The sequence below is a fragment of the Streptomyces sp. 2131.1 genome (assembly GCF_900105515.1).
GTDB classification, from domain to species: Bacteria; Actinomycetota; Actinomycetes; order Streptomycetales; family Streptomycetaceae; genus Streptomyces; species Streptomyces drozdowiczii.
This window is the reverse complement of the sequence record NZ_FNSY01000001.1, coordinates 6,107,773-6,133,920: the sequence shown is the minus strand read 5'-3', so window position 1 is coordinate 6,133,920 and position 26,148 is coordinate 6,107,773. Positions and strand designations below refer to the sequence as shown.

Genomic DNA, 26,148 nt, shown 5'->3' with positions numbered 1-26,148 from the left:
GACGACGACGAACCACTGAGAGCAGGAGGCGACCGTGCGGTCCAAGCGCGACCAGGTGCAAGCGCACACGTTCATGATGGGGCGGCTGACCTCGGGCATGCTGCTGGCCGATCCGGACGCCCCGGAGAGCCCGCTGGGACGCACCACCCGCGGTGCGCTGATCGGCATCATCGTCGCCATCCTCGTCTCGGCCGGCGCATTCGTGTACGGGCTGCTCCGGCCGGGCGGCAACGACGCCTGGCGCGGCGGCGACACCCTGATCGTCAACAAGGACACGGGCGCCCGCTACCTGTACGCGGACGGCCGGCTGCGGCCGGTCCGCAACTACGCGTCGGCGCTGCTGATCGGCGGCGCGGACCTGGACACCACGGCGGTGGGCACGAAGTCGCTGAAGGGCACCCCGGTGGGCACACCGGTCGGCATCACCGGCGCCCCGGACGGCGTACCGGGCCCGGGCGACCTGGAGACGTCGGCGTGGGAGGTGTGCTCCACGGGCGACGGCGAGGAGACGACCCTGGTGCCGGGCGCCCCTGTCGAGACGCGGCCGGTCGGTGCGGGATCGGCGCTGGTGGTGCGGGGGCCGGACGACCGCACGTACCTGATGTGGCAGGGCAGCCGGCTGGAGCTGGACCTGAGGTCGGGTGCGGCCGAGTCGCTGGGGTACGGCGCGGTGACGCCCCGTCCGGTGTCGGCGGCGTTCCTGGACGCTCTGGTCAGCGGCCCGAAGCTGGCCACCCCTAAGGTCGCGGGCCGGGGCGGGGCGGGCCCGGCGCTGGCGGGCGGGAAGACCCGGGTCGGACAGGTGTTCCGGATGACGGCCGGCTCCGTGAGTCAGGACTACGTGCTCCAGACGGACGGCCTGCACGCGGTCACGGCCACTCAGGCGGCGCTGCTGCTCGGCGACCCGGACACCCGCAGGAAGGCCTACGACGGCGCGTCCCCGGAAGCCGTCGCCATCGGCGTCTCCGATCTGCGCTCCCACCAGGCGCCGGGCACGGCGGGCACCGACCCGTCGGTGGCCGGGCTGCCGGACAGCCCGCCGACGGCGCTGCGGCTGCCCGCCGGGCAGGCGGCGTGCACCCGGGTCGATCCGGACGGCGGCGAGGTACGGGTGACATCGGTGCGGATCGACCAGGTCGCGCTGTCGCCCTACGCCGCGGCCGACCCCACGGCACTGGTCCCGGCCTGTGTGGCGGTGGACCATGTGGTGACGCGCCCGGGGCACGGCACGTTGGTGCGGGTGCTGGGCGCGGCCGGCGCGACGGTCGGCAACACCACGTTCCTGGTGGGCGACGACGGGGTGAAGTACCGCGTCGCGGACGCGGAGGCGCTGGCCGCCCTCGGATACTCCGACGGCGATGCGGTACGGGTGCCGTCCACGCTGCTGTCGCTGCTGCCCACCGGCCCTGACCTGAGCACGGAGGCCGCGGCGCGGTCCAACCCGGGCACGGGTGCGGAGAAGGCCGCGCCGGGTCCCGCGACGCAGTGCCGGACCGACATCGCGTCACCGGGTGTCCGGGGGGCCGATTCGAGTACCGGAAAGGCCGCTTCCGACTCCTGAACTCCCCCGGCACCGGAGAGGTTTCCCGTCGGGTGATGACCCGGAAAGATATCGAGCGCCAACCTCAGATCTACCTCAGCTTGTTGTCTTCTCAACTTGTCTCACTTTAGGCTCAAGTTGCTCGTACCAAGATCCGACTCACGAAAGGTGGGACGATGGCGGGAGACGGCCAGCAGTCAAGCGAGTCATCAACCCGGAACGGCATCCAGGCCCTTGAATCGGCCTTCAGCGGGATCATGAAGATCCGCCAGGACGTCGACGGCACCAAGTCCACCCTGGGCTCCGGCTATCAGGGCAGCGACGGCGGCCAGTACGGCCAGCTCCTCGCTCAGTGGGACGGCCAGTGCAACGTCATCCTCAAGAACCTCGAGGACGTCATCGACCGGCTGAACCAGAGCCTCGTCGAGCACAACAAGACCCAGGGTTCGTCGAACGACGCGATCAACCAGGCGTACAACGCCTCCCAGTCGGCCTTCGATCAGCTGGCCGGATGACCTGACGCCTCATCGGCGCCACGCCCCCGGTGCCCTACCGGACAGGCAGCCCCCCACCCTCAACACTGTGTGAAAGAGGCAGACCGTGGCAGACAACCTGAGCGACGGTTTCATCTACGTCAGCTACAACCACATGTCGAACGCCGCAGACGACATGGTGATGCAGACCAAGGCGATCGCCCAGACGCTGTCCAACCTTGAGGCAGAGCTCAGCGAGCTGTCCAAGACCTGGTACGGCAACGACGCCGACACGTACCGCCGGAAGCAGGCCGCCTGGGACGGCGCGGTGCAGAACATGGAGACGCTGCTCACCTCGCACGCGCAGCTCCTGAGCGACATCTCCGGCAACTACAAGTACAGCGAGAACTCGCTCAGCCAGATGTGGTCCGAGGTGACCATCGGCCGCTGAGCAGGCCGTCACGGCCGCGCCGACCGGTCCGCCCTCGGTCGGCGCGGTAGAGGCATCTCCCCGTACCGTCGCCGTGCCGCACGCAGGTCCGGCGCGTCCCGCCACCGGAGGCACCCATGGCAGACCTGACCCATCTGGACTCGACGGCGCTCAAGAACTTCAAGAACAACGATGTCGGGGACTTCATCACCGACCTGCTCAACATCCGCAAGGACAACGCGGGTGTCCGCTCGCTGAAGAACCTGGTCGCGGAGACCGGTGAGGGCTCGGCGTCGGGCGACGCCAAGATGCTGCGCATCGGGCTTATGGGGGGCGGCGACAGCGAGGACCCGACCGGCGGCTCGGCACTGATCGAGGCGCTGAAGACGCAGGGCGGCGCGCTGGACGGCATCTTCAAGAGCCAGAAGGTCCTCTTCGACGACATCGAGTCCGCTCTCGAAGAGACCATCACCACGCTGCTGAAGACGCAGGGCGACAGCCTGACCTCGATCGACGGCGAGAAGCTGATGGACATCTTCGACACGGTCGACGACGACATGAGCGGCACCGGCTCCGACAGCTGACGCCGGGCCCCGCGTCCTCCTCTCCCCCACCCCCCTCAGCCCCAGCAGCGGAGTCCGTGCCATGGCCGACGACGGCAAAAGTACTTCCGGAACGCCCACCTACGACCCGGACGACTACTACGCCCAGGCGATCACCAACTTCACCGGTTACACCATCCCGGCCCGCTCCAGCCTGTTCAACTCCCTCAGCAGCGACAGCGGCGACGACTTCTCCGACCTCAAGCTGTTCCGGATGGAGATCTCCGGGCAGACCATGCGTGCGGTCTCCACCGAGGACTACACGGCGCTCAGCGGGTTCCAGAAGAGCAAGGGCGAGGACTACGACCTGGCCTTCTACGACGCGGGCGGCGACGGCGCGCACAACAGCGTGAGCCTGAAGAAGGCGCGGATCGTGATGATCGGCGTGGGCGTGGGCGACGACGGCCGCGCCGACCTGTGGGGGGACGGGGCGATCTCCGGCGGCGGCGAGTTCGAAGGCTCGTACTCGCACGTCCAGTGGGACTCCGGCCCGATGGCCCAGTACATCTCCGGCAGCAAACTCGCTCTGGACGAGCTGCTGAACAACCACACCACCAAGGGCTGGAGCTTCAGCAACCTGTCGGTCCTCGATGGCAACGCTGTCGAGTTCAAGTCCTTCGAGGAGACGGGTCAGTCCTTCGACCGGGCGATGCAGTTCTTCAAGGACCACTCGGACGTCGTCAACGGATGGATGAAATCGCTCGGCGAGGACCAGGCCGCGTGGAAGGGAAAGGCGGCCAGCCTCTTCTGGCACCTGCTGAAGGAGTTGAAGACCAACTACGACGGATACGTATCCCAGTTGGGCGGTCGCGACTACAGCCCGAAGAACACCACGGTGGGCGGCTACGTCCCGAAGTCGAAACTGAGCGACGCCCTGGCCGCCGCGCAGACCGCGCTCAAGGACGCCGTCACCGACCTCCAGACGGCGTGGAACAACTGGGCCAAGGACGGCAAGCACGACCCGCACAGGCACCTGGTGAAGGTGCTGGACGAAGTGTCCGGCTTCGTCCTCAGGGACAACATCCAGCACGTGAACGTGAAGACCCAGTACTACGGTGGCTACGGCGGCGGCGGCACGTACAAGACCTACTCGACCACGTCCGAGTTCAAGCAGACCTCCGCGTACGGCGACCTCACGCAGCACACCACCTGGAAGAAAATCGCCGACGCGGCCGTCAAGAGCTGGTCGGACCACGCCGACTCGATGCTGAAGCAGCCGGCCATCGACGCCCTCAGCAACGTGAAGTCCGCGTGGGCCGATGTGACGGACGCCTTCGACCAGGAGGTCACCGACAAGAACTCCGAGACGCTGGCCGAGGTCCTCGCCAAGGAGGAGGCCGACATCGCGGAGGACGAGGCCAATGCGAACAACGACAAGCTGAACGACTACCTCGACGGCCTCAACGACAACATCAACACGATCGGTGACGGTCTCAACGACCTCAACGACGGGCTGAACGACAGCCTCAACGACCTGGGCGACGGGTTCAAGGACCTCAATGACGGGCTCAACGACAGCCTCAACGGCCTCGGCGACGGGTTCAAGGACCTCAACGACGGCCTCAACGACAACCTGAACGGGCTGAACGACGGGCTCAACGACAGCCTGAACGGGATCAACGACGGGCTCAACGAGAGCCTGAACGGCCTCGGCGACGGTCTCAACGGCCTGGGCGACGGCGTCAACAACCTCGGCGACGGCATCAACGACAACTTCACCACGCTCAACGACGGGCTGAACAACGGACTGGGCGACGGGCTCGGTCCGGGCGACGGCCTGGGCCTGAACGGCGACCCGGACTCCCCGCTCGGAGGGCCGAACCCGGCCGCACCGGTGCCTCCGGTCACCTCGCTGCTGAACAACGCCCTGAACACCGACGGCCTCGGCGACAAGGACGGGAAGGGCGGTTCGTCGCTGCTGAACACCCCCCTCGGGGGCAGCACCCAGCTCAACGACGACGGCACACTGACCACGAAGTTCCCCGACGGCTCGACGCAGACCATCGACCCGCGTACGGGTCTGGTCACCAGCACCTCCCCGAAGGGCGTGACGTCGACCTCGCAGCTCAACCCGGGCACCAGCCTGCTGAACCCGGACGGATCCACCACCACGCTCAACGACGACGGCACGCTCACCACCACCTTCCCGGACGGTTCGAGCCAGACCCTCGACCCGAAGACCGGCCATGTGGAGACCCTCAACCCGGACGGCAGCCTGTCCGAGTCGACGCTGAACCCCACCGACGGCGCCTTCTCCAACCCGGGCGGCTCCACGTCCCAGCTCAACGGCGACGGCACGCTCACCACGGAGTTCCCGGACGGCTCGCTGGAAACCCTGAACCCGGACACCGGCCAGGTCACCGTCACCGACCCCTCGGGCAACGTCACCACCCACCAGCTCAACCCCGGTGAGTCGTTCACCAACCCGGACGGGTCCACCACGACCCTGAACGACGACGGCACGCTCACCACGGAGTTCCCCGACGGCTCGACGCAGACCCTCAACCCGGACACCGGCCAGCTCACCACCACCGACCCCGCCGGACACACCACCACGACCGACCTGAATCCGGCCCCGAACGCCTTCACCACACCGGACGGGTCCACGGCGCAGATCAACCCGGACGGCACCGTCAGCACCCACTTTCCGGACGGTTCGACAGAGACCCTCAACCCGCACACCGGGCAGGTCACCGTCACCGACCCCTCGGGCAACGTCACCACCCACCAGCTCAACCCCGGTGAGTCGTTCACCAACCCGGACGGGTCCACCACGACCCTGAACGACGACGGCACGCTCACCACGGAGTTCCCCGACGGCTCGACGCAGACCCTCAACCCGGACACCGGGCAGCTCACCACCACCGACCCCGCCGGACACACCACCACGACCGACCTGAACGGCGACGGCCCGTCGCTCAACACCCGCATCCCGGACCTCGACAGCCTCAACCACAACGGTCCGGACACCGACGGGCTCAACACCCAGGGCCTCGACGGCCCGCACACCTCGTCGCCGCTCACCCACACGTCCGGCCTGAACACCCATGGACCGGGCGGCTCGCTGAACGCGCCCGGCGGCCCGGACGCCGGCCTCGACGACTACTACGACGACTACGACAGCACCCCGTACGGCGGCGGCTCCCTGGGGTCGGCCAACCCCGGCGCCGCCGCGCTCGCCGGCAACCCGGCGGCGCAATCCGCGAACGGCACCCCGCTCAACCCGATGGGCATGGGGGGCGGCGGCATGCCCGGCATGGGCGGCGCGGGCGGTGGTGGCCAGGGCACCAGTGAACGCACCCGGGCCGTCCTCACCGACCCGGTCGGCGGTGCACGGGGCGGACGCGTCGGACGGCCCGCGGGAGTCGACGAGGACGAGGAGATCGTGTACACGCGGCCGACCACCTCCAGTTCCCCGTACCCGGTGGGCGGGCCCGGCGCCGCCGGCCAGGGTGGCACGTCCACGGAGAGCGGCGACCGCGCCCGCGAGGCGTGGCTGGCCGAGGACGACGACGTGTGGGGCACCGACGACGGCGGCGCCCCGGCGGTCATCGGACGCTGAGGACGCGGGCCGGGCCACGGAAGAGAGAACCGGAGAGGGAGTGCGCGGTGAACAGTGAGTCGATCGAACAGCGGCTCGCCAAGGCGATGGCGGAACTGGAGGAGACCGAGGCCGCCGTGGCGCGCGCCGAGAGCGAACTGGCGCACGCCGAAGCGACGGTGCGCTCCGCGGACCGCTCGGTGGAGGTGACCGTCTCCGCCCAGGGCGACATGACCGCGCTGACCTTCTTGGACGACAAGTACCGTACGATGCCCGCAGGTCAGCTCGCTGCCAGCGTGCTGGAGGCGGCGCAGGAGGCGCGAGCCCGGATGGCCCGGCGGGTGATGTCCACCTTCGAGCCCTTCACCCACGCGAACGCGGAGACGCCCGAACTCACCGGCTTCGACGTGGACTGGAACAAGATCTTCGGGCCCGGTGTGCTGGAGGGCCCGAAGGGCGACCGCCGCCGCGGCTCCGGCCGGCTCCGTGACGAGATCAGCGAAGACCCGGAGGACTGAGGAGACGATGACGGAAAACGCGTACTACGCCAACTTCCCCGGCCTGACCGGCGGCACCCGGCAGCTCCAGGCGATCAGTGACTACGCCGTCGACATGTTCAACGAGTTCTTCCACGACGTGTCGGCGACCAGCGACTGGCCCGGCAAGGACGACAGTTACGCCAAGACGATGGTCCCGCAGGAGAAGAAGCAGCGGGAGGGCGCGGTGAGCACCGGCAAGGCCCTGACCGAGGCCATCGTCGGCGTGGGCGACGGCACGCTCGCCAATCTGAAGAGCGTCCTGACCACCCTGGGCGGCAACCTCGACGCGATCCACGAGTCCCACATCGACAACAGCAACGTCTCCGGCGGCACGCACGGCGGCGGCAGGCACTGACGGACCGGACCGCGCCCCATGAGCATCCAGGTTTCACCGCAGCTGAACAATCTGTTGTTCGTGCTGATCGGTGAGAAAATGCTGCAGGCCGACGAGGACATGGCCTTCGCCAACGGCCGGCCCTACGGGCGGCTGGGGCGGCGGGTGCGGGACCTGTCGGACCTGATCGAGCAGACCGCGGGTGGCGTGGGGCGCTCGCTGCCGCCGCAGGTGGGCAACCAGTACGTCAAGGCCATGCACCTGTTCCTGGACAGTGGCGGCAAGAACTACCTGAAGGACTTCGCCGACCAGCTCGACGACCTGGAGAAGGCGCGCACCAAGTCCTCCATGGACATCATGGAGGCCAAGTGGCAGATCATCGCCGAGCTGATCCGGCTGCTGATCGAACTGGCCATCATCATGGCGCTGTCCATCTTCACCGGCGGTTCGGCCTCCAGCCAGGCGGCGGTCGCCAAGGCGCGCAGCCGGGTGGCGATCCTCACGCTGCTCGACTGGCTGATGAAGCGCACCCACCTGCTGCCGACCCTCTCCGAGATGATCGAAGAGGCGTTCACGACGTTCGCGGTCCGCCTCGCGATGATGCTGGGCGCGCCCAAGGGGCGGCGGCCGGACGGCTTCGACTGGTCGCAGATCGTCCAGGACGGTGTCTTCGGCGCGTTCACCGGGCTGTTCCACGGGTTCCTCAACGACATCCTCAAGAACCTGAAGAAGAACTTCAAGAACCTCTGGGGCAGCGGGAACAACCCGTTCAAGAGCATCGACGGCAACGGCAACAAGTTCCACAACAACAAGTTCGACGACCACCACCTCAACGACGGGCCTTCCCACCGGCCGGACCCGAAGCCGACGCCGAAGCCGGGCCCCGAGCCGACCCCCACGCCGAAGCCCAATCCGGTCCCGCTGCCCAAACCGCCCCCCACCCCGCCCCCCGGCCTCGGGGACAGGATCAAGCACGAGCTCGGTGAGGACATCGGTCACTTCCTCACCGAGGGCGGCGCGGAGGCACTGGGCGAGCTCGCCACGGCGGCGATCTTCCACCTCCCCGTCGAGGGCCCGATGACCTTCCTGGGCGGCGGGCTGAGCGCGGTCAGCGAACGGCACCTGGGGCAGGGGGCGTCCGCCCTCGGCAACAAGTTCAACTTCACCAAGCCGCCGACCGTGAACACCGCGCACCTCCCGGACACGCCGGACGACTCCACGGCGGACGACGCTCCCCGCCCCGGCAGCGGCGACGGCAAGGGCCCGGGTCCGGGCGCCACCCCGGGTCCTGGCAACGGTGTGCCGACGCCGGGCCCGTCCCCGACGGGCGACGGGCGGAACGGGCCGGTCACCGTGCGGCCTCCGACCCAGTCGTCCGACCTGGACGTGGAGGTGACCGGCGGCAAGGTCACCGCCGGCGGTCCGTCCGGCGTGCACTTCGACGGCGTGCACGTGAAGCCCGTCAAGATCGACGGGGTGGACGTCCACAGCGATGTCCCGGACCTCGACGGGAACGTCACGGTCACCGACTCCGACGTTCACCCGGCGACCGATCCGTCGGCGGTCCAGAAGCCGACGACGGCCCCGCCGGTGACGGCGCCCAGCGATCCGCCTCCGGTGCACACCGCGCAGCAGCAGCCGCACACACGCAACGGCACGGCTCGTCCGGGGAGTTCGCCGCGGTCCGACGACACGACGACGACCGACACGGACACGGACGCCCGAACCGGCGTGGACACCGACTCCGACACCGAGAGCGACTCGGACACGGACTCCGTGTTCAGTGACACCGACAGCATCGCCGGGAGCGACATCACCGATCCCGACGGCACCGGGGGCACCGACGTCCACGCCCCCGTCACCGAGGCGCCCAAGCCGATCGTCACCGGCAGCACCGCACCGCCGCCGAACGGTGTCCCCCAGGGAACCGCCCCGAACGGTGTCCCCCAGGGAACCGCCCCGGACGGCATACCCGTCAACGCACCGGCCGTCAGCCCCGCCCCCCGTCCGACGCCCGTGCACACATCGTCCTCGGACTCGACGACGGACCCCGCCCGGAACGACTCGTCCTCGGACTCGACGACGGACCCCGCGCGGAACGACACACCCGACCCCGTGGCCGACGGCATACGGGAGCCGGTGGTCCTGACCCCGACGCCGCCCGTCACCCCGGCGTCCCACCCCGCGCCGGGCAGCTTCGGGGAGGCGCGGAACGGGGCGACGCCGACGCCGCGGAGTCACACGTGGGTGGACCCGGTCTCGCGGCCCACGGGTCCGGACGGCAGGCCGACGCAGTACGTGGTGCGTTCCTCCTTCGACGTACGGCAGTTCACGCATGACGGTGAGCCCGTCACCGATCTCACCGTCACCTACCGCGTCACGGGCGACCCGCAGCTCGGCCCGGAGGTCGACGGGGTGCGGCAGCGGCTCGAAGAGGGTGTGCGGAGGGTGTTCAACACCCCGGACCACCGCCTGCCCGACGGCAGCCGGCTGCACGTCACCGTCGTTCCGGCCGCCGCCGACCGGACGCCGCACCTGGACGTCACCCTGACCGACCCGGCGGACGGCGTGCCCACCACGCACCACTCATGGCCGGCGGACATCTCCGACTCGGCGCTGGCCCACGAGATCGGCCACCAGCTCGGCCTGCGCGACGAGAGCGGCCTCGACCCGGCCGCGCCGCACCGCGGCGGCAACGAAAGCCTGATGGGCAACGCGCCCCCGGTCACCGGCGTCCCCGTGCCCGCTCCCTCGCCGGAGCCGCCCGGCTACCGGGCGGGCGGGCTGCGGCCCCGGCACCTCCAGCTCATCGGCACGCTGGTGGGCGACCCCGCCGACGCGCCCCGGCCGCGCCCCGACGGCGAGCGCCGCGAAGCCTCGACGCCGCCCGCCCCGCTCACCGGCGACCTCGGCGCGGACCCGCCGGCACCGGTCGTCCCGCCCGCCACGACGTCCGCCACCGCGCCCGTCGTCGACCCGGCCTCGGACTCCGAAGCCGTGCCGATGGTCCCGATCAGCACCACGTCCGCGCCGGTCCCGGACGACACGACCGCACCCCCGCCCGTCGTCATCTCCGAGGAGGCGACGCTCCCGCCGGTGGTACCGGAGCTGACGCTCACCACGGCGGACGGTGACACCGCTCCCCTGCCCGATCCGGACCCGGACCCCGAGCCGGAGTCCGAGACGACCGGTGGACGCGGGCCCCGCCCCTCGTACCTCGGCGGCTACGGTCGGCGGCACGACGGGCAGGTCGGGCTCGTGCTGATGGAGCCGTTCTCGCCGGATGTGGTGGATGCCGTGCACCGGCAAGTGATCACCGCCCTCGGCCGGCCGGCCCCGCGCCCCGACGACCCGGTCCTCGCCCAGTTGCGGGACGTGCTGTCGGCGGCGCAGATGGCCCAGCACCTGCCGTACCTGCGCAGCCTCGGCGGCCACCGCGTCACGCTGCGCGTCGACGGCACCGACCGGAGCGTGGACGTGCGGCTGGCCCTGGACGGGGGGCGGCCGTCCGCGCGCCAGGGTGAGCTGGACACCAGTGACCCCGACAAGCACGTGGAGCGGCGCGGCCAGGGGACCCGGGAGAACGTCTCGGCGCAGCCGTCCGGCACGTTCTCGACCATCCCGGTGCCCTGGACGGGTTCGCTGCCGATCACCGCGTCGGGCCCGGTCCGTTCGCTGGACATGGCGCTGTCCGCGACCATCACGCACAACCAGGCGGACGGCTCCGTCACCGTCACCCAGGTCACGCAGACCACCACCGCCCAGCGCAGCGCCGAGCCGTCCCGGGCCTACGACTTCGACGGCAACTGGCAGGTCCGCGTGGACGCTCCCGCGCCGACCGCCCCGACCACCGACGGCGACGCCACCGACGGCGATCCCACGGTCGGCTGGTCGCCGGTGCGGCAGCACGGGCCGGTCACCGCCTGGTTCCCGCAGCACCTGGTGGACGCGGACGCCGACCCCGCCCAGGAACTGCCCGCCCCGGCCGCCCTGGACGACCTGCCGCTGTGGGGCGTGGACTCGGTGCTCAACCCCCGGCGGCTGTACGAGGGCGCGGCGGCGCACTTCCGCGCCGATCTCGACGCCACGTCCTCCTCGCAGCTCGCCGACTTCCTCTCCGAGCCGGTGCTGCGCGGCACACTGCCGATGCAGCGCGACGGCGGGCTGTATTCGCCCGTGCTGACGGACGGCAACGGCCGGGCCGTCGGCATGGTGCGGCTGGAAGCGCGGGTCACGCCGACCGCGCCGGTCGCCAAGAGCATCGACGCGAAGATCAACCTGGAGAGCCATCTCGTCAACACGGTCAAGAACGACCAGAACACCACGTTCAACAGCGGTGTCGCCCTCGCCGGCAGCATCGGCCCGTCGTTCACCGGTGACACGCGGCCGGACCACCCGGACGCCACCGGCTCCGTCGGAGGAAGTTTCAGCGGCAAGGGCACCCTCCAGCTCGGCGCGCAGAACGCGTTCGGCACCAGTTCGTCGGCGGCCTCCGTGCACGCGCTGCGCACCAACCGCAGCCACCTGCTGACCGAGGCCGACGTCTCGTACACCGTCACCCTGATCCGGCCGGACGGCAGCACCGACTCGTACACGCCGGGAACCTGGCAGCACGGCCTCGACCTGCGCATGCTCAGCGCGGACGACGCCCGGGGCCATACGCCGGCCGAGTCCGAGGTCAGGCAGCTCCCCGCCGAGCTGGCCTCGCTCGGCTCGATCGGGCAGTCGACGGCGCCGCTCGGTGTGGAGGGCGCGGCCCCGCTGTTCGCGGAGGCCGAGACCTGGCTGCGCGACCAGGGCTTCCTGCCACCGCCCGCGACCGCGCCGCGCCGGGGCCGGATGCCCGACGAAACGTTGGTGCAGGCGCAGTTGAACAACCTGCGGCGACTCCAGGAGCTGCGCTCCGGGCTGGGGCTGCGGGGCGCGACGGACTCCATGGTGGACGGCGGGCACTCGCTGTTCCTGGAGACGCCCTCGTCGACGGGGCGGCGTCGCGTGCGGCTGGTGCTCGGCGCGACCGCGGACCGGGACCGGCCGCCCGTACACAGGAGGGTGCTCCCCGGCGTCGCCGTCATCAGCGTGTCCTCGTCGACGGCCGGCGGCAACGGCAGACTCGGCAACAGCTACAGCGGCGGCCTCGGTTTCGGCGGCGGCCCCAGTATTCCCACGCCGAACGGCTCCTGGACGCTGAGCGGCACCGGCGACTACCAGTACGTCGGCAACGCCTCGCTCGGCAACACCACCTCGTCGACGGTCGGGCAGGACCAGTTCTTCATCAGCTCGGGCCAGGACGCCCACGAGTTCGACGTACCGGCCCGTCTCACGCTCGATCTGTACGAGGGCACGGCCCCCGGGCCACGGGTCCGCTTCGGCACCCCGGAGCCCCGGCCGCACCCGCCCGGTGACCTGGAGTCCGCGCCGGGGACCGTGCCGGCGGGGGTGCCGGGCACCGTCCGGCTGGGCGTGCCGCACGGCCGGACCCTGGACGCCCCGGCGCCGGAGCCGGCCGGCGAGCCGTTCACCGTACGCCCGGTCTCGCGGCTCGACCGGGACCGGCTCGCCCTGACGGACGGCACCGGGCGGCCGCGCCCGGACGTGGTGCGGGTCCCGGACGACGCCCTGGTGGACGTGATGCGGGGTTCGGCGGCCCTCCAGGACGCCTTCCAGCGCATCGTCACCGGCGCGGCACCCACCTCCGGCGCCACCGCTCCGGCCCCCGGCCCGGTCTCCCCCACCCCGGCGCCCTCGCTGCTGAGCCGCTTCACCGGGTTCGTCGGCAGCTCGCTCACCGGCGACCCGTTCGCCGATCCCACCACGGTAGCCGCCGAGTCCCGGACCGCGGCGCTCTCGCCCGGTTCGCTGGTCGCGCGAGGCCAGCAGATACTCGGCGGCAGCTACGTGGTGGAGGGCCTGACCCTGCCGGGTCTCGGGGCCGACGGGCAGCTCTCCGTGGAGATCCAGGCCGTCGCGCACCACCCGCGGCTGACGTCCGGCACGAGCCAGTACATGGAGTCGGACGTCGCCGCCGCCGACTCGGCGCAGCAGCTCAAGGGCCTCGGCAAGACGCACCAGTTCGGGCTGGCGGGCACGGCAACACAGAACAACCCGAAGTCGCCCGCCCCCGCCACCGACCCGGAGCCGAACACACAGCAGGACGGCGCCACCTCCACGCCGCAGCCCAGCACGGCGGAGACCCGGCAGCCGTCCCGCTTCAACCCGTCCCTGCGCTACCAGTACGACCGCAAGGCCGACAAGTCCGATACTTCGATCAGTACGACGACGACCAACCGAGTACCGACCCAGACGGGCATCCAGCACCGGGTCACAGCCGACCTCACCTATGTCATCACCATCCGCTCCGGGCACCGCAACGCGTTCGCGAACTTCGTCGGCTACACCAACGGGCAGACCGTCCAGCTCGCCGTGGACGTGCCGCAGGGCCTCCAATTCCTGATGACCGACAGCCAGTTGCGCCGCGACCGGCAGTGGATGGGCGGCGTCGAGGGGCTGCCCGCCGACGTGCCGCCCACCGGCCTGGCGAGCCCGCCGCTGCCCAGCCGCTATGTGCGGGACGGCACGTTGGGCCTGGCCTCGGTCACCTCGGTCACCGAACTGGGCCCGACCGGCCGGCCGGGCACCGCGCAGCGCCAGCGGTTCCAGAACGAGGTGCGCGGCCTCCTGGACCGGTACGCACCCGGCGTCACGACCCCCGGCCACGCCTCCTACCTGCCCGGCGTCGCCACCCTGATCGCCGACCAGACGAGCACCGCGGGCAAGCGCGCGCTGATCGGGCGTGGCGGCGGACAGGCCCGGTTCAGCTTCCGGCACCACCGGTTCGGCGGCGCGGCGCTGGTCGAGGTGACGTTCTCGGCCCGGCCCACGACCACCGCCGCCAGCCGGGGCGCGCGCCGCGGCACCGCCGTCCCCGGCGACAAGTCGGGGCTGGAGAGCTGGACATCGCAGACCCCGGCGGGCCGGTCCACCGCGAACACGGTGAGCCGGCAGCACCGGGTCACCTTCAATCCGACGGCCCGGTTCACCCGGCCCGACGCGGACGACCGCACCGACCGGCTCGGCCCCTCGCCCCAGTGGACGTCGGCCAGTGTCAAGACCGACAAACGGGGCCGGACCGCCGAGGACCGGTTCTGGCTGCGCACCGACAACGCCGCCGACTTCGACGGCCTGGACTACGAACTGGTCGCCACCGTCCGCTCCACCTGGGTCACGGACTGGCCGCCGAACGTGGTGGGCGCGCTGGTGCAGCGCGGATTCATCGCGTGGAGCGACGCCGACTCGCCGACCCGGAGCTGGATCAGCCGCACCCTGGCCGGCGAGATCGGCGGCCGCACCCGGGTCCCGGCCCACGTCAGCCTGCGGTTCGCGGGCGGTGAGACGGCCGACCCGCGCGGCGGCAACCCGCTGCCGGTCCCCGTCTCGGTGTCCCGGGTCGACCCGCGGCCGGCGCCGCACGGGCAGCCCGCGCTGCGCGACGACGGGCTGTTCCACCCGAACGGCAACGTCCCGGTGTACGGCTTCAACGCCTGGGACCAGCTCTACACGGCTCTCGACCAGGTGGCGCCGGCCACCGGCAGCGGCTGGCGCGCGCAGCCGGCGTCCACCTCGGACGAGAACGCCTCGGTGCGTCTCGGGGAGCTGCTCCAGGCCGGTTCGATCGCCCTGGACAACCCGCGTCAGGTCGGCGGCATGCTGCCGACGATGCCGGGTGCCTTCCCGCTCCTGGACACCCCGGAGGGGCCCACCCTGACGGTGTCCCTGTACCGGCCCCGGGTGGTCACCGATAGCAGCGACATCGCCGTGGACCGGCTGCGTATCGTCACCGACACCTCGGGCACGGTGTCCGGCAACGACACCGCCCTGGGCCTGTCCCTGCCGTTCGTGCTGAGCGCCGACGACCCCGACCGCAATTTGGTCGGCGCCACTCCGCCCGTACTGCAACGGCCCATCGACCCGGGCAACTTCGGCGGCAACGTCTCCGGCGGGCGCCGCGAGTGGCTCAAGACCGGCAGCACCAGCGCACCGGCCGAGGGGCGCGGCACCCGCGGCTACGAGGTCCAGGCGGACGTGCACATCCAGGTCAGCGGCCCCGAGGGGGTGCGGCACGTCACCGGTACGGCCACCCTCCGCATCGAGGAGCGCGACGCGCTGGGCCACGGCATCACCCCGCCCCGGCCACTCCCGCGTGTGTACGACCTGCCGGCGCTGCTGGCCTCGCAGACCGGCGCGGCACCGGGGCAGTGGGCGTCCACACCCCCGAGCGACCTGCCGGACGCCCTTGTCGCCGGGGTCGATCCGGACGACGACGGGTACCAGTTCTGGCTGGCGACCGGTGCGGACCCGGACGGCTCCCAGCTCGCCCTCGCGCTGTACGGGTCGTCCCGTACGGCCCGGCTGACCGGGCATCCGGTGGAGCTGGTGACGCGCGGCCCGGAGGGACTGCGCTTCTGGTCGTTCGGTCCGGACGGTGCCCTGAGGACCACCCCGGCCGGGGCGCCGGGCACGGAGGGCACTTTGCCCCTCGGCGATCCGGCACTGGACCGCGCCTGGTCCGGCTTCGAGACCATCGCGAACGATCTGCACCGCGCCCACGGCGACCACGTACAGGCCCTCGCCGACGAGACCGAGATGCGGAAGCTGCGGTCGGACGCGGTGGACGGCCTGCGCGGCGCGGTCACGGCGCTGGACGACGCGCGGACGACGGCCGACGACGCCGACCGGGCGGCCGGCACGGCGGAGACCGAGGCCGACGCGGCCGAGCAGGACCTCCGCGACCTCGAAGGCCGGATCGACAAGCTGACCACGGGCATCGCCACCAACCGCGGCACCATCGACGCGCTCACGGAATCCCTCACCGAGGGCGGGCGCCGGCAGAGTAATCTCGACGCCGACCTGGAGGCAGCGCGGGCCCGTCTCGACGCCCTGAACGAAGCCGCCGCAGCGCCGGCCGCGGACACCGGGACCGGCAGCTCATCGAAGCCCACGGACACCGGCACCTCGTCGACACCCACGGACACCGGGTCCGGCACCTCGTCCGTGCCCCCGGACACCAGGCCCGGCAGCTCATCGAAGCCCACGGACACCGGCACCTCGTCCACACCCCCGGCCGCCCCCGCGACGCCCCCGGCCGTCGATCCGCGGCTCACCGAGCGCATCGACGCCGCGACCGCCGAGGTCGCCCGGCTCGGCGCCGAGCTGGACGGCGTCCGCAAAAAGGTGGCGCTCGACCGCACGAACCTCCGGCAGTCCGAGATCTCCCTGGCTGGGGACGAGGCGGCTCTCAAGGACCTCGGGGCGCAGCTCCCGGACCTTCGCGGCACCGCACGCGCCCTGCGCTCCGACGCCGACGCGGCGCGCGGCCACGCCGACGACACCGAGCTGGTCCGCCAGGACGCGCAGGAGTCGCACGACCGGGCCGAGCTGCGCCTCCGCGAGATCGACCACGCGCTGGACGACATCCTCGGCCGCCGCGACGACGCCGCCACCCGGCGCGCCGCCGCGGAGACCGCCCTGCCCGCGGCGGCGGGGCCCGTCCTGGCGAACGGGCCCGCGGCGGTGCCGCCCTCGCGGTCGTCCTTGTCCGCCATGCCCCCGCACCCGCCGGGTTCCGGGCTGCCCAGGACGTCCGGCCCCTCCACCGGCAACACCCCCGCCACCGGGGACGACACCGATTCCGACGCCGAGCCGGACTCCACCGCCTCGGTCACCTCGGACGCGCGCTCCGACGACCGCGACGACCCGTCCGAGGCGGAGACCACGCTCACCGTGCCGGACCCGGCATCCTCGGTCCCGCCCAAGAGCGAGGGCACGTCCGAGCACGGCGAGGACGGCGACACCCACAGCGACACCCGCCCCGAATCCGCCGCCGACACCGACCCAGACCCCGACCCCGACCCGGATTCCGACCCCGCCCCCGAGACCGCGGCACCGCCACCCCTCTCCGAGCCCTTCCAGGTGCGCGCGCCGCGCGGCAACACCGTGCCCACGATCGACGACGGCCGCTGCATCCTCTACACGTTCATCGGCACCGACCCGCAGCGCGTCCGCGAGCGGGTGCCCGGGCTGAGCACCCGGGCCCCGGAGACGTACGCCTGGCTGGGACGTACCGACGACGTGCGCACCGGTCTGGGCCTGGCCGCCCGCGGCGACACCTCCCCCGCGGCCGGGCAGGCCCGCAACCATCTGCTGATCGCCGCCGACCACCTCCGTTCGGCAGCCGAACAGCGGCTGCTGGACGCACACCGGGGCGGACGGCCGCTGCCGCAGGACGTGGTGGGCCAGGTCCGGCAGACGCTGGCACCGCGCTTCACCCGGGCCACGGCCGCCATGAACCGGCCCCAGCTGCTCGCGACGGCCAGGCGCTACGGCATCGACGGGGTGCGCCGGCCCGAGGAGCTGAGCGACCTCAACACGCGCTACGACGCCGCGCTGACCGAGGACGGGGTGACCGACCGCCCGGCCGACCCCGGGGTCATCGAGATGTTCAACCACCTCCGCGACACCGGCCGGCTGCCCTCCCTCGACGAACTGGACGACGCCCAGCTCCGTCAGGTCATCGACTCCGCCTACACCGAGAGCACCGTCCCTTTCACGGACGAGGAGCTGAACCACGCCCTCGCCGCGGTGCGGAACTGGTCCGGCGCCTGGCAGAGCGACCAGGGCGAGATGTTCCTGCCGCTGCTCGCCGACACCCTCGGCGTCACGGTGGAGGTGCTGCGGCCCGATCCCACGACCGGCCTCGGCACGGTGACCCGCGTCGGCTCACCCACCGCGGGCCGGGTCCTGGAGGTCCACTACTGGGGGCTGAACCACTACACGGCCAGCGACGCGGCCCCGCTCACCGCGATCCCGACGTCCAGTGCGCCGCGCGGCCCGCAGGACGCGCCCAGCACCCGGCCCGCCGGACGACGCCGCCCCGCGCCCCGCCGCGGCCCCCGCGACGACCGGCCCGCACCCCGCGTCGCCGAGCCCGCGCACCCCGACACCTGGCACCACCTCCGCCCCCACGCACGCCCCGCCACCCTGCGCACCGAACGCTTCGACCCCCACGCCGACCCCACCGCCGACGCCCCCCGGCCCGGACTCCTCTCCGGCGCCACCACCCTCGTCCGCGCCCAGATCCGCCGTATCCAGGCCCCGAGCGGCCAATGGGTACGCGACCACACCCTCAACCTCCCCGTCAACGCGGCCGATCCCCAGCACACCGCCCGGCTCGCGCGACGCCTCGGGCAACTTGTGGACCACCACCTCAACACCGGCTACGCCCTGCCCGCTTCGGGCGACCAGCTCCACGTCAACGTCAACCTCGTCGACAGCCCGGAGCACCCGGAGGCCATCGCCCTCACGCACACGGACAAGCCCGCACGGCCCGACCAGACCCACCTCGACCTCAACCACACCGACAGCCAGCTCCTCCACGAACTCCTGCACTACCTCGGCCTGCCCGACGAACAGCGCGACAACGACTTCCTCTTCCGCAACCACCCCGACGCCACCGCCGTCCGCACCGACGGCCTCATGGCCACCATCGACACCCCCGCGCCCGCTTCCCTCCCCCACCGCTACCTCGCCACCATCGAGAACGTCACCGACGCCGGGCCGCGCCTCCACGACCACACGGACGCGGTCACCAACACCCCCACGGATCCCGACACCACTCCCGTCCCGGCCACCGAAGCCCCCGCCTGGCCCACCTCACGGGCGCCGGTGCCCGCACCGTCCTCCACCTACGTGCTCGCCTACGGCGCCCAACTGGACGGAAACGTGGGCCTGGTGTACCTGGAGCCGCTGCCACCGGCGGTGGTGGAGGGGCTGCACCAGCAGGTGATGGGCGCCCTGGGGCTGGCGCACGCCCCGGACACGCACCCGGTGCGGGAACAGCTCCGGGCGGTGGCGAGCGGTGAGCAGCTGATACTCAACCTGCCCTATGTGCGCGGCAGTCTGGGCTTCCGGTTCACCGTCCGGGTGGACGGCCGCGACCGGACCGTGGACGTGCGGATGCGGTTGTCGGACCCGGTGGCGTCGGCGCGGTACGGGCAGACGGAGGGCGCCGAACGGGACGTGCGTGTGGAGCGGCGCGGCATCGGCACCCAGGAGTCGGTGTCCGCTGAAGCGTCGGGCACGGTCCGCACCCTGCTGCTGCCGTGGACGGGCCTCTTCCCGGTGACACGGGCCATCCCGGTGCGCGGTGTCGACGTGGCGCTGACGCTGGCGATGACCCTGAACCAGCTGTCCTCGACGTCGTCGGTGACGACGGTCGTGCAGACCACGTCGGCGCAGCGCAGCAACGAGCCTTCGGAGCCGTACGACTTCACCGCCTCGTGGGAGGTGCGGGTGGACGCCCCACGGCTGGCGCCGCCGGTCACCTGGGGGCCGCCGCAGGCGCACGGGCCGGTGACGTTCTGGTTCCCGCAGCACCTCGCGCGGGACGAGGCGGAAGAGCTGCCGGAGGCGGCCGGTCTGGACGACCTGCCGGTGTGGGGCGTGGACACGGTCGCCGAGCCGCAGCGGCTTCTCGCGGAGGCGCTGGGCTTCTTCGGCACCGAACTGAGCACGCTGGACGAGGACTCGGCGGCGGAGCTGGAGACGTTCCTGTCGGAGCCGCTGCTGCGGGGCACCCTGCCCATGCAGCGGGACCGGGGGGTGTTCTCGCCGGTGCTGCTCGACACCTCGGGGCGCGCCCTGGGCATGTTCCAGTTGCGGACCGAGGTCGTCGTGGGCGAACCGCTGCGGCGCAGCGTGGCCGGGAAGATCAACCTGGAGAGCCATCTGACCCAGGTGGTCAAGCTGGACTCGCAGTCGCGGTTCAGCAGCGGGCTCTCCCTGTCCGGGAGCGTCGGACCGGCGCTCACCGCGGACCGGTCGCAGGGGCATCCGAACGCCTCGCACCGGCCTGGCGGCGGTGCGCTGGGGCGGGTGTCCGCGCAGGCGGGCACGCACGAGGAACTGGCGCAGAGCGGCAGTACGGCGCTGATGCACGCCGTGCGCACCAACCGCAGCCATCTGCTGGCCCCCGCCGAGGTACGGCACACGCTGGTCCTGCACCTGCCGGGCGGCGGGCGGCGGGAGTTCACCCCGGACGCCTGGCCGCGCGGTATGCACCTGCGGCTGCTGACCGCCGAGGACGCCAACGGACACGCGCCGGCGGCGGACGAGCTGCGGCGGCTGCCGGCGGAGCTGGAGCACCTGCGGTCGGTCGGCACGACGGCGACACCGCTGGCCGTGGACGGCGCCGCGCCACTCTTCGTACACGCCGAGAACTGGCTGCGGCGGGAGGGTTTCCTGCCCGGCGACACACCGGGACGCAACCGGGTGCTGCCCGACGAGGCTCTGGTGCAGGCGCAGTTGAACAATCTGCGCCGGTTCGAGCAGGGGCGTTCGGAGGTGGGGCAGCGGGCCGCCACGGACGCCATGCTGGACGGTGGCCACTCCCTGTTCCTGGAGATCCCGACGGCGACCGGGGCGCGGCGGGTGCGGCTGGTGCTCAGCGCGGTGCGCGGCGACGGCGACAGCGTGCACAGCCGGGTGCTGCCGGACGTGCAGGGCATGGGCGTGGCGTCGCTGTCGGCGGCGGGCGCCGACCACCGCGGTTCGTCGTACGGGCTCTCGTACGGCGGTGGCGGTTCGTTCGGGCTGCCGAAGGGGTCGTGGACGCTGGGAGGCAGCGGCGACTATGTGCGCGGCAACCAGGTGCGGCACGACAACAGCGTGCAACTGGGCGTCGGGCACGACCAGTTGTTCATCGGGAGCGGGGCCGGGCAGCGCAGCGAGGTCTTCGAGGTGCCGGCCGATCTCGCGCTGGACCTGTACGAGGGCCCCGGTGAGCAACCGTCGGTGCGTTTCGCGCACGAGACGGTGGCGGTGCCGTTCGTGCCGCACGGTGCCCCGCCGGCCGAGCCGCCCGGCCCGCCGCCGGACCGGGTGCCGGGCACGCTGCGCCTGTCGGTGCCGACGCATCGCACGCTTCCCGCCGGGGCGCCGGTGCCGGCGGCTCCCCCGGCGCCGGTGCTGCGCGCGGCCACCGACGCCGACCGGGACCTGCTCGACCTGACCGACGAGGACGGCGCCGCGCTGCCGGACACGGTGCTGCTGCCGGACGACGCGATCATGGAGGTGTTCCAGGCGTCCGCCGCGCTGGACTCGGCGTTCCGCGCGGTGCTCGGCAACACCTACCCGGGGCATCCGGCGCGCGGTCTGCTGGACGACGTGCGGGACGCGGTCGCCGGGCACACCCCGCGTCCGGTCGCGCGGGCCGGCCGGGCGCTGGGCGAGTCGCTGGCGGGCGCGGCCGCCACCGATCCGACGACGGTGGCGGCGGAGATGCTGTCGGCCGCGCGCAGCCCCGCGGCGCTGCTGGCCCGGGGGCACCAGGTGTTCAAGGGCGCCTACGTGGTGGAGGGCCTGACCCTTCCGGGGCTCGCCTCGGACGAGGTGCTGTCGGTGGAGATCCGCGGCGTGCTGCGGCGGCCCAGGGCGACGGACGGGTTCGCGCAGTACTTCGAGACCGGGCTGAGCGCCACCGACGGAGCGGCTCAGCAGCGCGGCGCGGCAGGCACCTCGCAGTGGGCGGGCGGCTTCCGCGCGGTCCGCAACACGTCGTCGAGCCAGACGCCGGCCGCCGACCAGGCGGCGGGCAACGACTTCGACGACGTCCTGGTGACCCGAGCCGACCGCCCCGGTCAGGAGCAGGGCACGCCGCCGGCGTCCCGGCCGAGCACGCTGAACCCGTCGGGCCGTTACACCCGTACCGCCCGGAGCGAGCGTTCGCGGGCGCTGGGCTCCACGACGACCGCCTACCGGACCGCCACCGAGAGCGGCACCCAGCACCGGATCACGGCCGACGCGACGCTGCTGGTGACGTTCCGCCGGGGCCGCCGCAACGTCGTCGGCAACGCGTTCGGGCAGGGCGAGGGCCGCGCGGTGACGGTGGCGGTGGACCTGACGGACGGGGTGCGGTTCCTGGCCACCCCGGCGCAGATCCGGCGCCACGCCGCGTGGTTCGCGAGCGTGGCCGGTCTCGCCGTACCGGGCCCGACGGTCGGCTCGGTGCCGCTGCCGCGCCGCTTCACCGCCTCCCGCGAAGTGGGTCTGGGCAGCGTGCTCGCGGTGGATCAGTTCACCGACGCGACGCGCACGGTGCAGCGCCCCGACGTGCTGCGGCAGCGGCTCCTCGCACTGATCGAGGAGGAGGCGCCCGGCATCACCCGGCCCGGCCACTCCTCGCACCTGCCGGGCGTGGCGACCCGTGTCGCGGACCTGTCGTCGACGGCCGGCCTGCGCACCCTCGCCGGTCGCGGACCCGGCCATGTGCAGCGCTTCCGGTTCCGTTATCTCGGCTACGGCGGCGCCCAGTTGGTCGAGGTGACGCTGCGCACCGAGCCGGACGCCGACGACCACGCGCTGCGTGCGCTGCGCGGGCATCCGGCGGCGGCGGGCTCGGGCATCGAGCAGTTCCTCGGCCACGTGCCCTCCTCGGTGACCGACCGGACGGCGCGCAGTGTGCGGCACGCCGGGTTCGTGCAGCTCCAGTCGCGCTTCCCGCGGCCTACCGGCGGCCCGCGCACCGACCGGGCGGGCGCGCTGCTCAGCGCCGACACGACTCGCGGCAACGCGGCGCGCGTCACCCGCTCCGCCGAGGACCGCTTCTGGCAGCGCACCGACAACGCCGCCGACTTCGAGGGCGTGCCGTACCGGGTGGTGGCCGAGGTGCGGTCGACCCCGGCCGCGCAGTGGCTGCTCGACCTGCCGGGCAGCCTGTTCCAGCACGGCGTGCTGAGCCTCACCGAGGCGGACGCCACGCTCGCCGACCGCATCGCGCACCTGTTCGGCGGCCGGCCGGCGCGGACCACCACCGTGTACACCGCCGCCGCGCTGCGGTTCACCGGCAGCGAGACCGGCGACCCCGCCCCCGCCCCCGCGCCGTTGCCGGTGGCCCGGCACACCGCGCGGCCCGCGATGACCGGGGACCGCTTCGTGCCGCACGGCCCGGCCCCCGTGTACGCCTTCGACGGCGGGGCGGAACTGGCCGCGGCGCTGGGCGAGGTGGCCCCGGCGCTGACCCGCTCCTGGCGTTCCCTGACCGCCTCCGGATCGGCGGACGCCACGGCCGTGCGCATGGGCGAGCTGATCCAGTCCGGCACCCTTTCGCTGGACCACCCGCGCGGCCCGGCCGGGCCGACAACGACGATGCCGGGCGCCTACCCCCTCCAGGGCGCGCCGGGCACCCCGCCCCGTCTCACGGTGGAGCTGTACCGACCGCGCCCGGTCACCGACACGGGGGATGTGACGGTGGACCGGCTGCGGCTGAGCACGTTCGGCGCGGCGTCCTCCTCGCAGGCGGGCGTCACCGCCGGGCTCGCGGCACAGGGCGGGCTCGCCGCCACCGACGACAACCGGCACATCGTCAACTTCACCGTCCCGGTGCTGGCCCGCCAGCCGCAGGCCCCCGGCCCCGGCGCCGCCGTGAGCGGCACCCGCCGGGACTGGCTCAAGCACGGCAACACCAGCGCCCCGGAGGGATCTCGCGGCACCCGCAGCCACGAGATCCTCGCCGACGCGCTGATCACCGTGCACGGCCCGGGCGGCGTGCGGTACGTGACGGGCACCGTGCGGATGCGCCCCCTGGAGCGCGATCTGCTGGGCCTCGGTGTGACCGGTGCCCACACCGACGCCGGGACGTTCGACGGTGCCGCCCTGGTCCGGGAAGCCGCCGACGCCCGCGCCCACGCGGCGGGGGCCCCGGCCGACGCCGTCGCCGACGCCGTACTGCGCGACTGGCGTACGGTGCCGCTGCGCGACCTGCCGGCGCTGCTGGCGGACGGCGTCCGGGCGGACGGCGGGGCGGCCGTGGAGGGCGTGCAGATCTGGCTGGCCGTGGACGGCGGCCCCGGGCAGACGGCCCGCGCGCTGTACTCGGCCGCCGGCGCGGCAGCGCTGCTGCGCCGCCCGGTGGAGCTGGCGCTGCGCGACGACGAGGGCGTGCGCTTCCGCCGCTTCGACGCCGACGGCGAGCCGGAGCCGGCCGGCCCGGAGGAGGACGGCGCCGGCTGGGCGGCAGTCCGGGAACAGGTCGGGGCGCTGGACGCGGCGGCGCACGCGGAGGAGGCGGCCCGCGCCGCTGAGGCGGGGCTCCAGGCCGAACTGCCCGGCGCGCGCCGGGCGCTGGACGAGGCCCGCCCCCCGGTGGCGCGTGCGGGGCGGGACCTGGACGACGCCCGGGCCGCCGCGCGCGACGCCCGGGACGCCCGTACGGCCGCCGACCACGCGGTCACCGCCGCCGAACGCACCGACCGGGAACGGCGCACCCGCGTCGCGGAGCTGACGGCCGACGCCCAGGACCGCCGGGCCCGAGCGACGGCGGCGACCCGCGAGGCGGAGGAGGCCCAGGAGGCGGTCCGCGCCGCGCGGGAGCATCTGGAGGCGACGGAACGCGGCCTGCGGGAGGCGGTGGCCGAGGCGGCCTCGCGCGGCGGTGCCAGGTCCGGCGGTTCCGGCGGGTCGGATCGGTCCGGCGGGTCGCACGGGTCCGGCCGCTCCAGCGGGTCTGTCGCCCGTCGCACCGTACGCCGGGACGGTGCCCGCGCCGCGCTGGAGACGGCCCGGACGGCGGCCGGGGCGGCCGAGCGCGCCGCCGACGCCGCCCGGCACGCGGCCGAGGACGCCGCCAGGCGCCGTGACATGGCCCGCGACGCGGCGGGCGCCGCGGCCACCGCGCTGGCCAGCGCCCGTGACACGGCCGCGACGGCGTCGTGGACCGACCGGGAGGCCCGCGATGCCCTGACCGCGGCCACCGAACGCCACGACGCCGCGGTCACGGCACTCGACACGGCCCAGCAGGGCGTCAACGGCCTCGAACGCCGGGTCGGCGAAGCCCTCGCCGAACAGGCCCGCCAGGCGGACCGGCAGCGCAACGCGCAGAACGGCCTGACCGACCTCGTGACCCTCCTGGAGGCGGAGCGCGCGGCGGCGGGCGACGGCACGGTGCCGCTCCCGACGGGCTCGTTCGCCCGTACACCGGCGGGCTGGCCGATCCGCACGGGCCGGCCGGCGCCGCCCAGGATCGAGGAGGAGTCCGACGAGGACTCCGACGACTCGGACACGGACTCGGAGGACGACGGCGACGAGGAGGACGCCGAGGACACGGGCGGCCCGCCGCCCGTCCCCCGGGGCGAGCGTCCGGACTCCTTCGTGGCCTCGCTCTCCCGGCTGCTCACAGCGTCGGGCGATGCCCCGGCGTGGACCCGGTCGCGCGACCCGCACGGCGCGCTGCGCGCGTGGGCGCGTACGGACGTGGCGGCACGCCGGGCTCCGGAGGACGCCGAACTCCCCGAGGGCGAGACGCTGGTGAGCATCGACGATCTCGCCCGGATCGATGCCCTCACGGACGCGCTGCGCGCCCAGTCGATCCTCCAGAGCGGCCGGTTGACCGTGGACGAGGCCGGGCTCGACGACGCCGCGCGCCTGGCGCTGGTCCTGGCACGCCCCGACTCCCCGGCGTACGTGGCGACCCTGGCCGCGCTGGTCGCCAGGGAGGCCGGACGCCCGGTGCGGGTGCTCGGACCCGGCGACGGCGTCCGCGCGTTCGGTCCGGAGGAGGGCGAGCCGCTGAACCTGTACTTCGACGGCCGCCGTTTCTCGGCCGCCCCTCCCGGCGGCTGACCACAGGTACGGATCAA

8 protein-coding genes are annotated in these 26,148 nt (G+C 73.2%); all 8 read left to right on the top strand.

The annotated features are described in order from the left end of the window. Positions 1-34: 34 nt before the first annotated feature. The 8 genes from eccB to BLW14_RS27560 all read left to right on the top strand — a co-directional run bounded on the left by eccB (position 35) and on the right by BLW14_RS27560 (position 26,131). The gene (gene eccB, locus BLW14_RS27595; protein ID WP_093709840.1) at positions 35-1,561 is read left to right on the top strand and encodes a type VII secretion protein EccB; all 1,527 of its coding nucleotides are present in this window, start codon (positions 35-37) and stop codon (positions 1,559-1,561) included. Between the two features lie 155 nt (positions 1,562-1,716). After that, the gene (locus BLW14_RS27590; RefSeq protein ID WP_018522577.1) at positions 1,717-2,055 is read left to right on the top strand and encodes a hypothetical protein; all 339 of its coding nucleotides are present in this window, start codon (positions 1,717-1,719) and stop codon (positions 2,053-2,055) included. Between the two features lie 85 nt (positions 2,056-2,140). Next, on the top strand, positions 2,141-2,464 hold the full coding sequence (locus BLW14_RS27585; protein ID WP_018522576.1) for a WXG100 family type VII secretion target: 324 nt from the start codon (positions 2,141-2,143) through the stop codon (positions 2,462-2,464). A 116-nt stretch (positions 2,465-2,580) separates the two neighbouring features. Beyond that, positions 2,581-3,027, top strand: coding sequence for a type VII secretion system-associated protein (locus BLW14_RS27580; protein WP_093709839.1), 447 nt, complete (start codon positions 2,581-2,583; stop codon positions 3,025-3,027). A gap of 61 nt (positions 3,028-3,088) precedes the next feature. Continuing rightward, positions 3,089-6,607: an AAWKG family protein gene (locus BLW14_RS27575; RefSeq protein WP_093709838.1), complete on the top strand. Its 3,519-nt coding sequence runs from the start codon at positions 3,089-3,091 to the stop codon at positions 6,605-6,607. A gap of 47 nt (positions 6,608-6,654) precedes the next feature. Beyond that, positions 6,655-7,104: a YbaB/EbfC family nucleoid-associated protein gene (locus tag BLW14_RS27570; RefSeq protein ID WP_093709837.1), complete on the top strand. Its 450-nt coding sequence runs from the start codon at positions 6,655-6,657 to the stop codon at positions 7,102-7,104. Between the two features lie 7 nt (positions 7,105-7,111). Continuing rightward, entirely contained in the window at positions 7,112-7,480 is a 369-nt protein-coding gene (locus BLW14_RS27565) for a hypothetical protein (protein ID WP_093709836.1), read from the top strand. 18 nt (positions 7,481-7,498) lie between these two features. Further along, complete coding sequence (locus BLW14_RS27560; RefSeq protein WP_093709835.1) at positions 7,499-26,131, top strand: hypothetical protein; 18,633 nt, start codon at positions 7,499-7,501, stop codon at positions 26,129-26,131. Positions 26,132-26,148 lie beyond the last annotated feature (17 nt).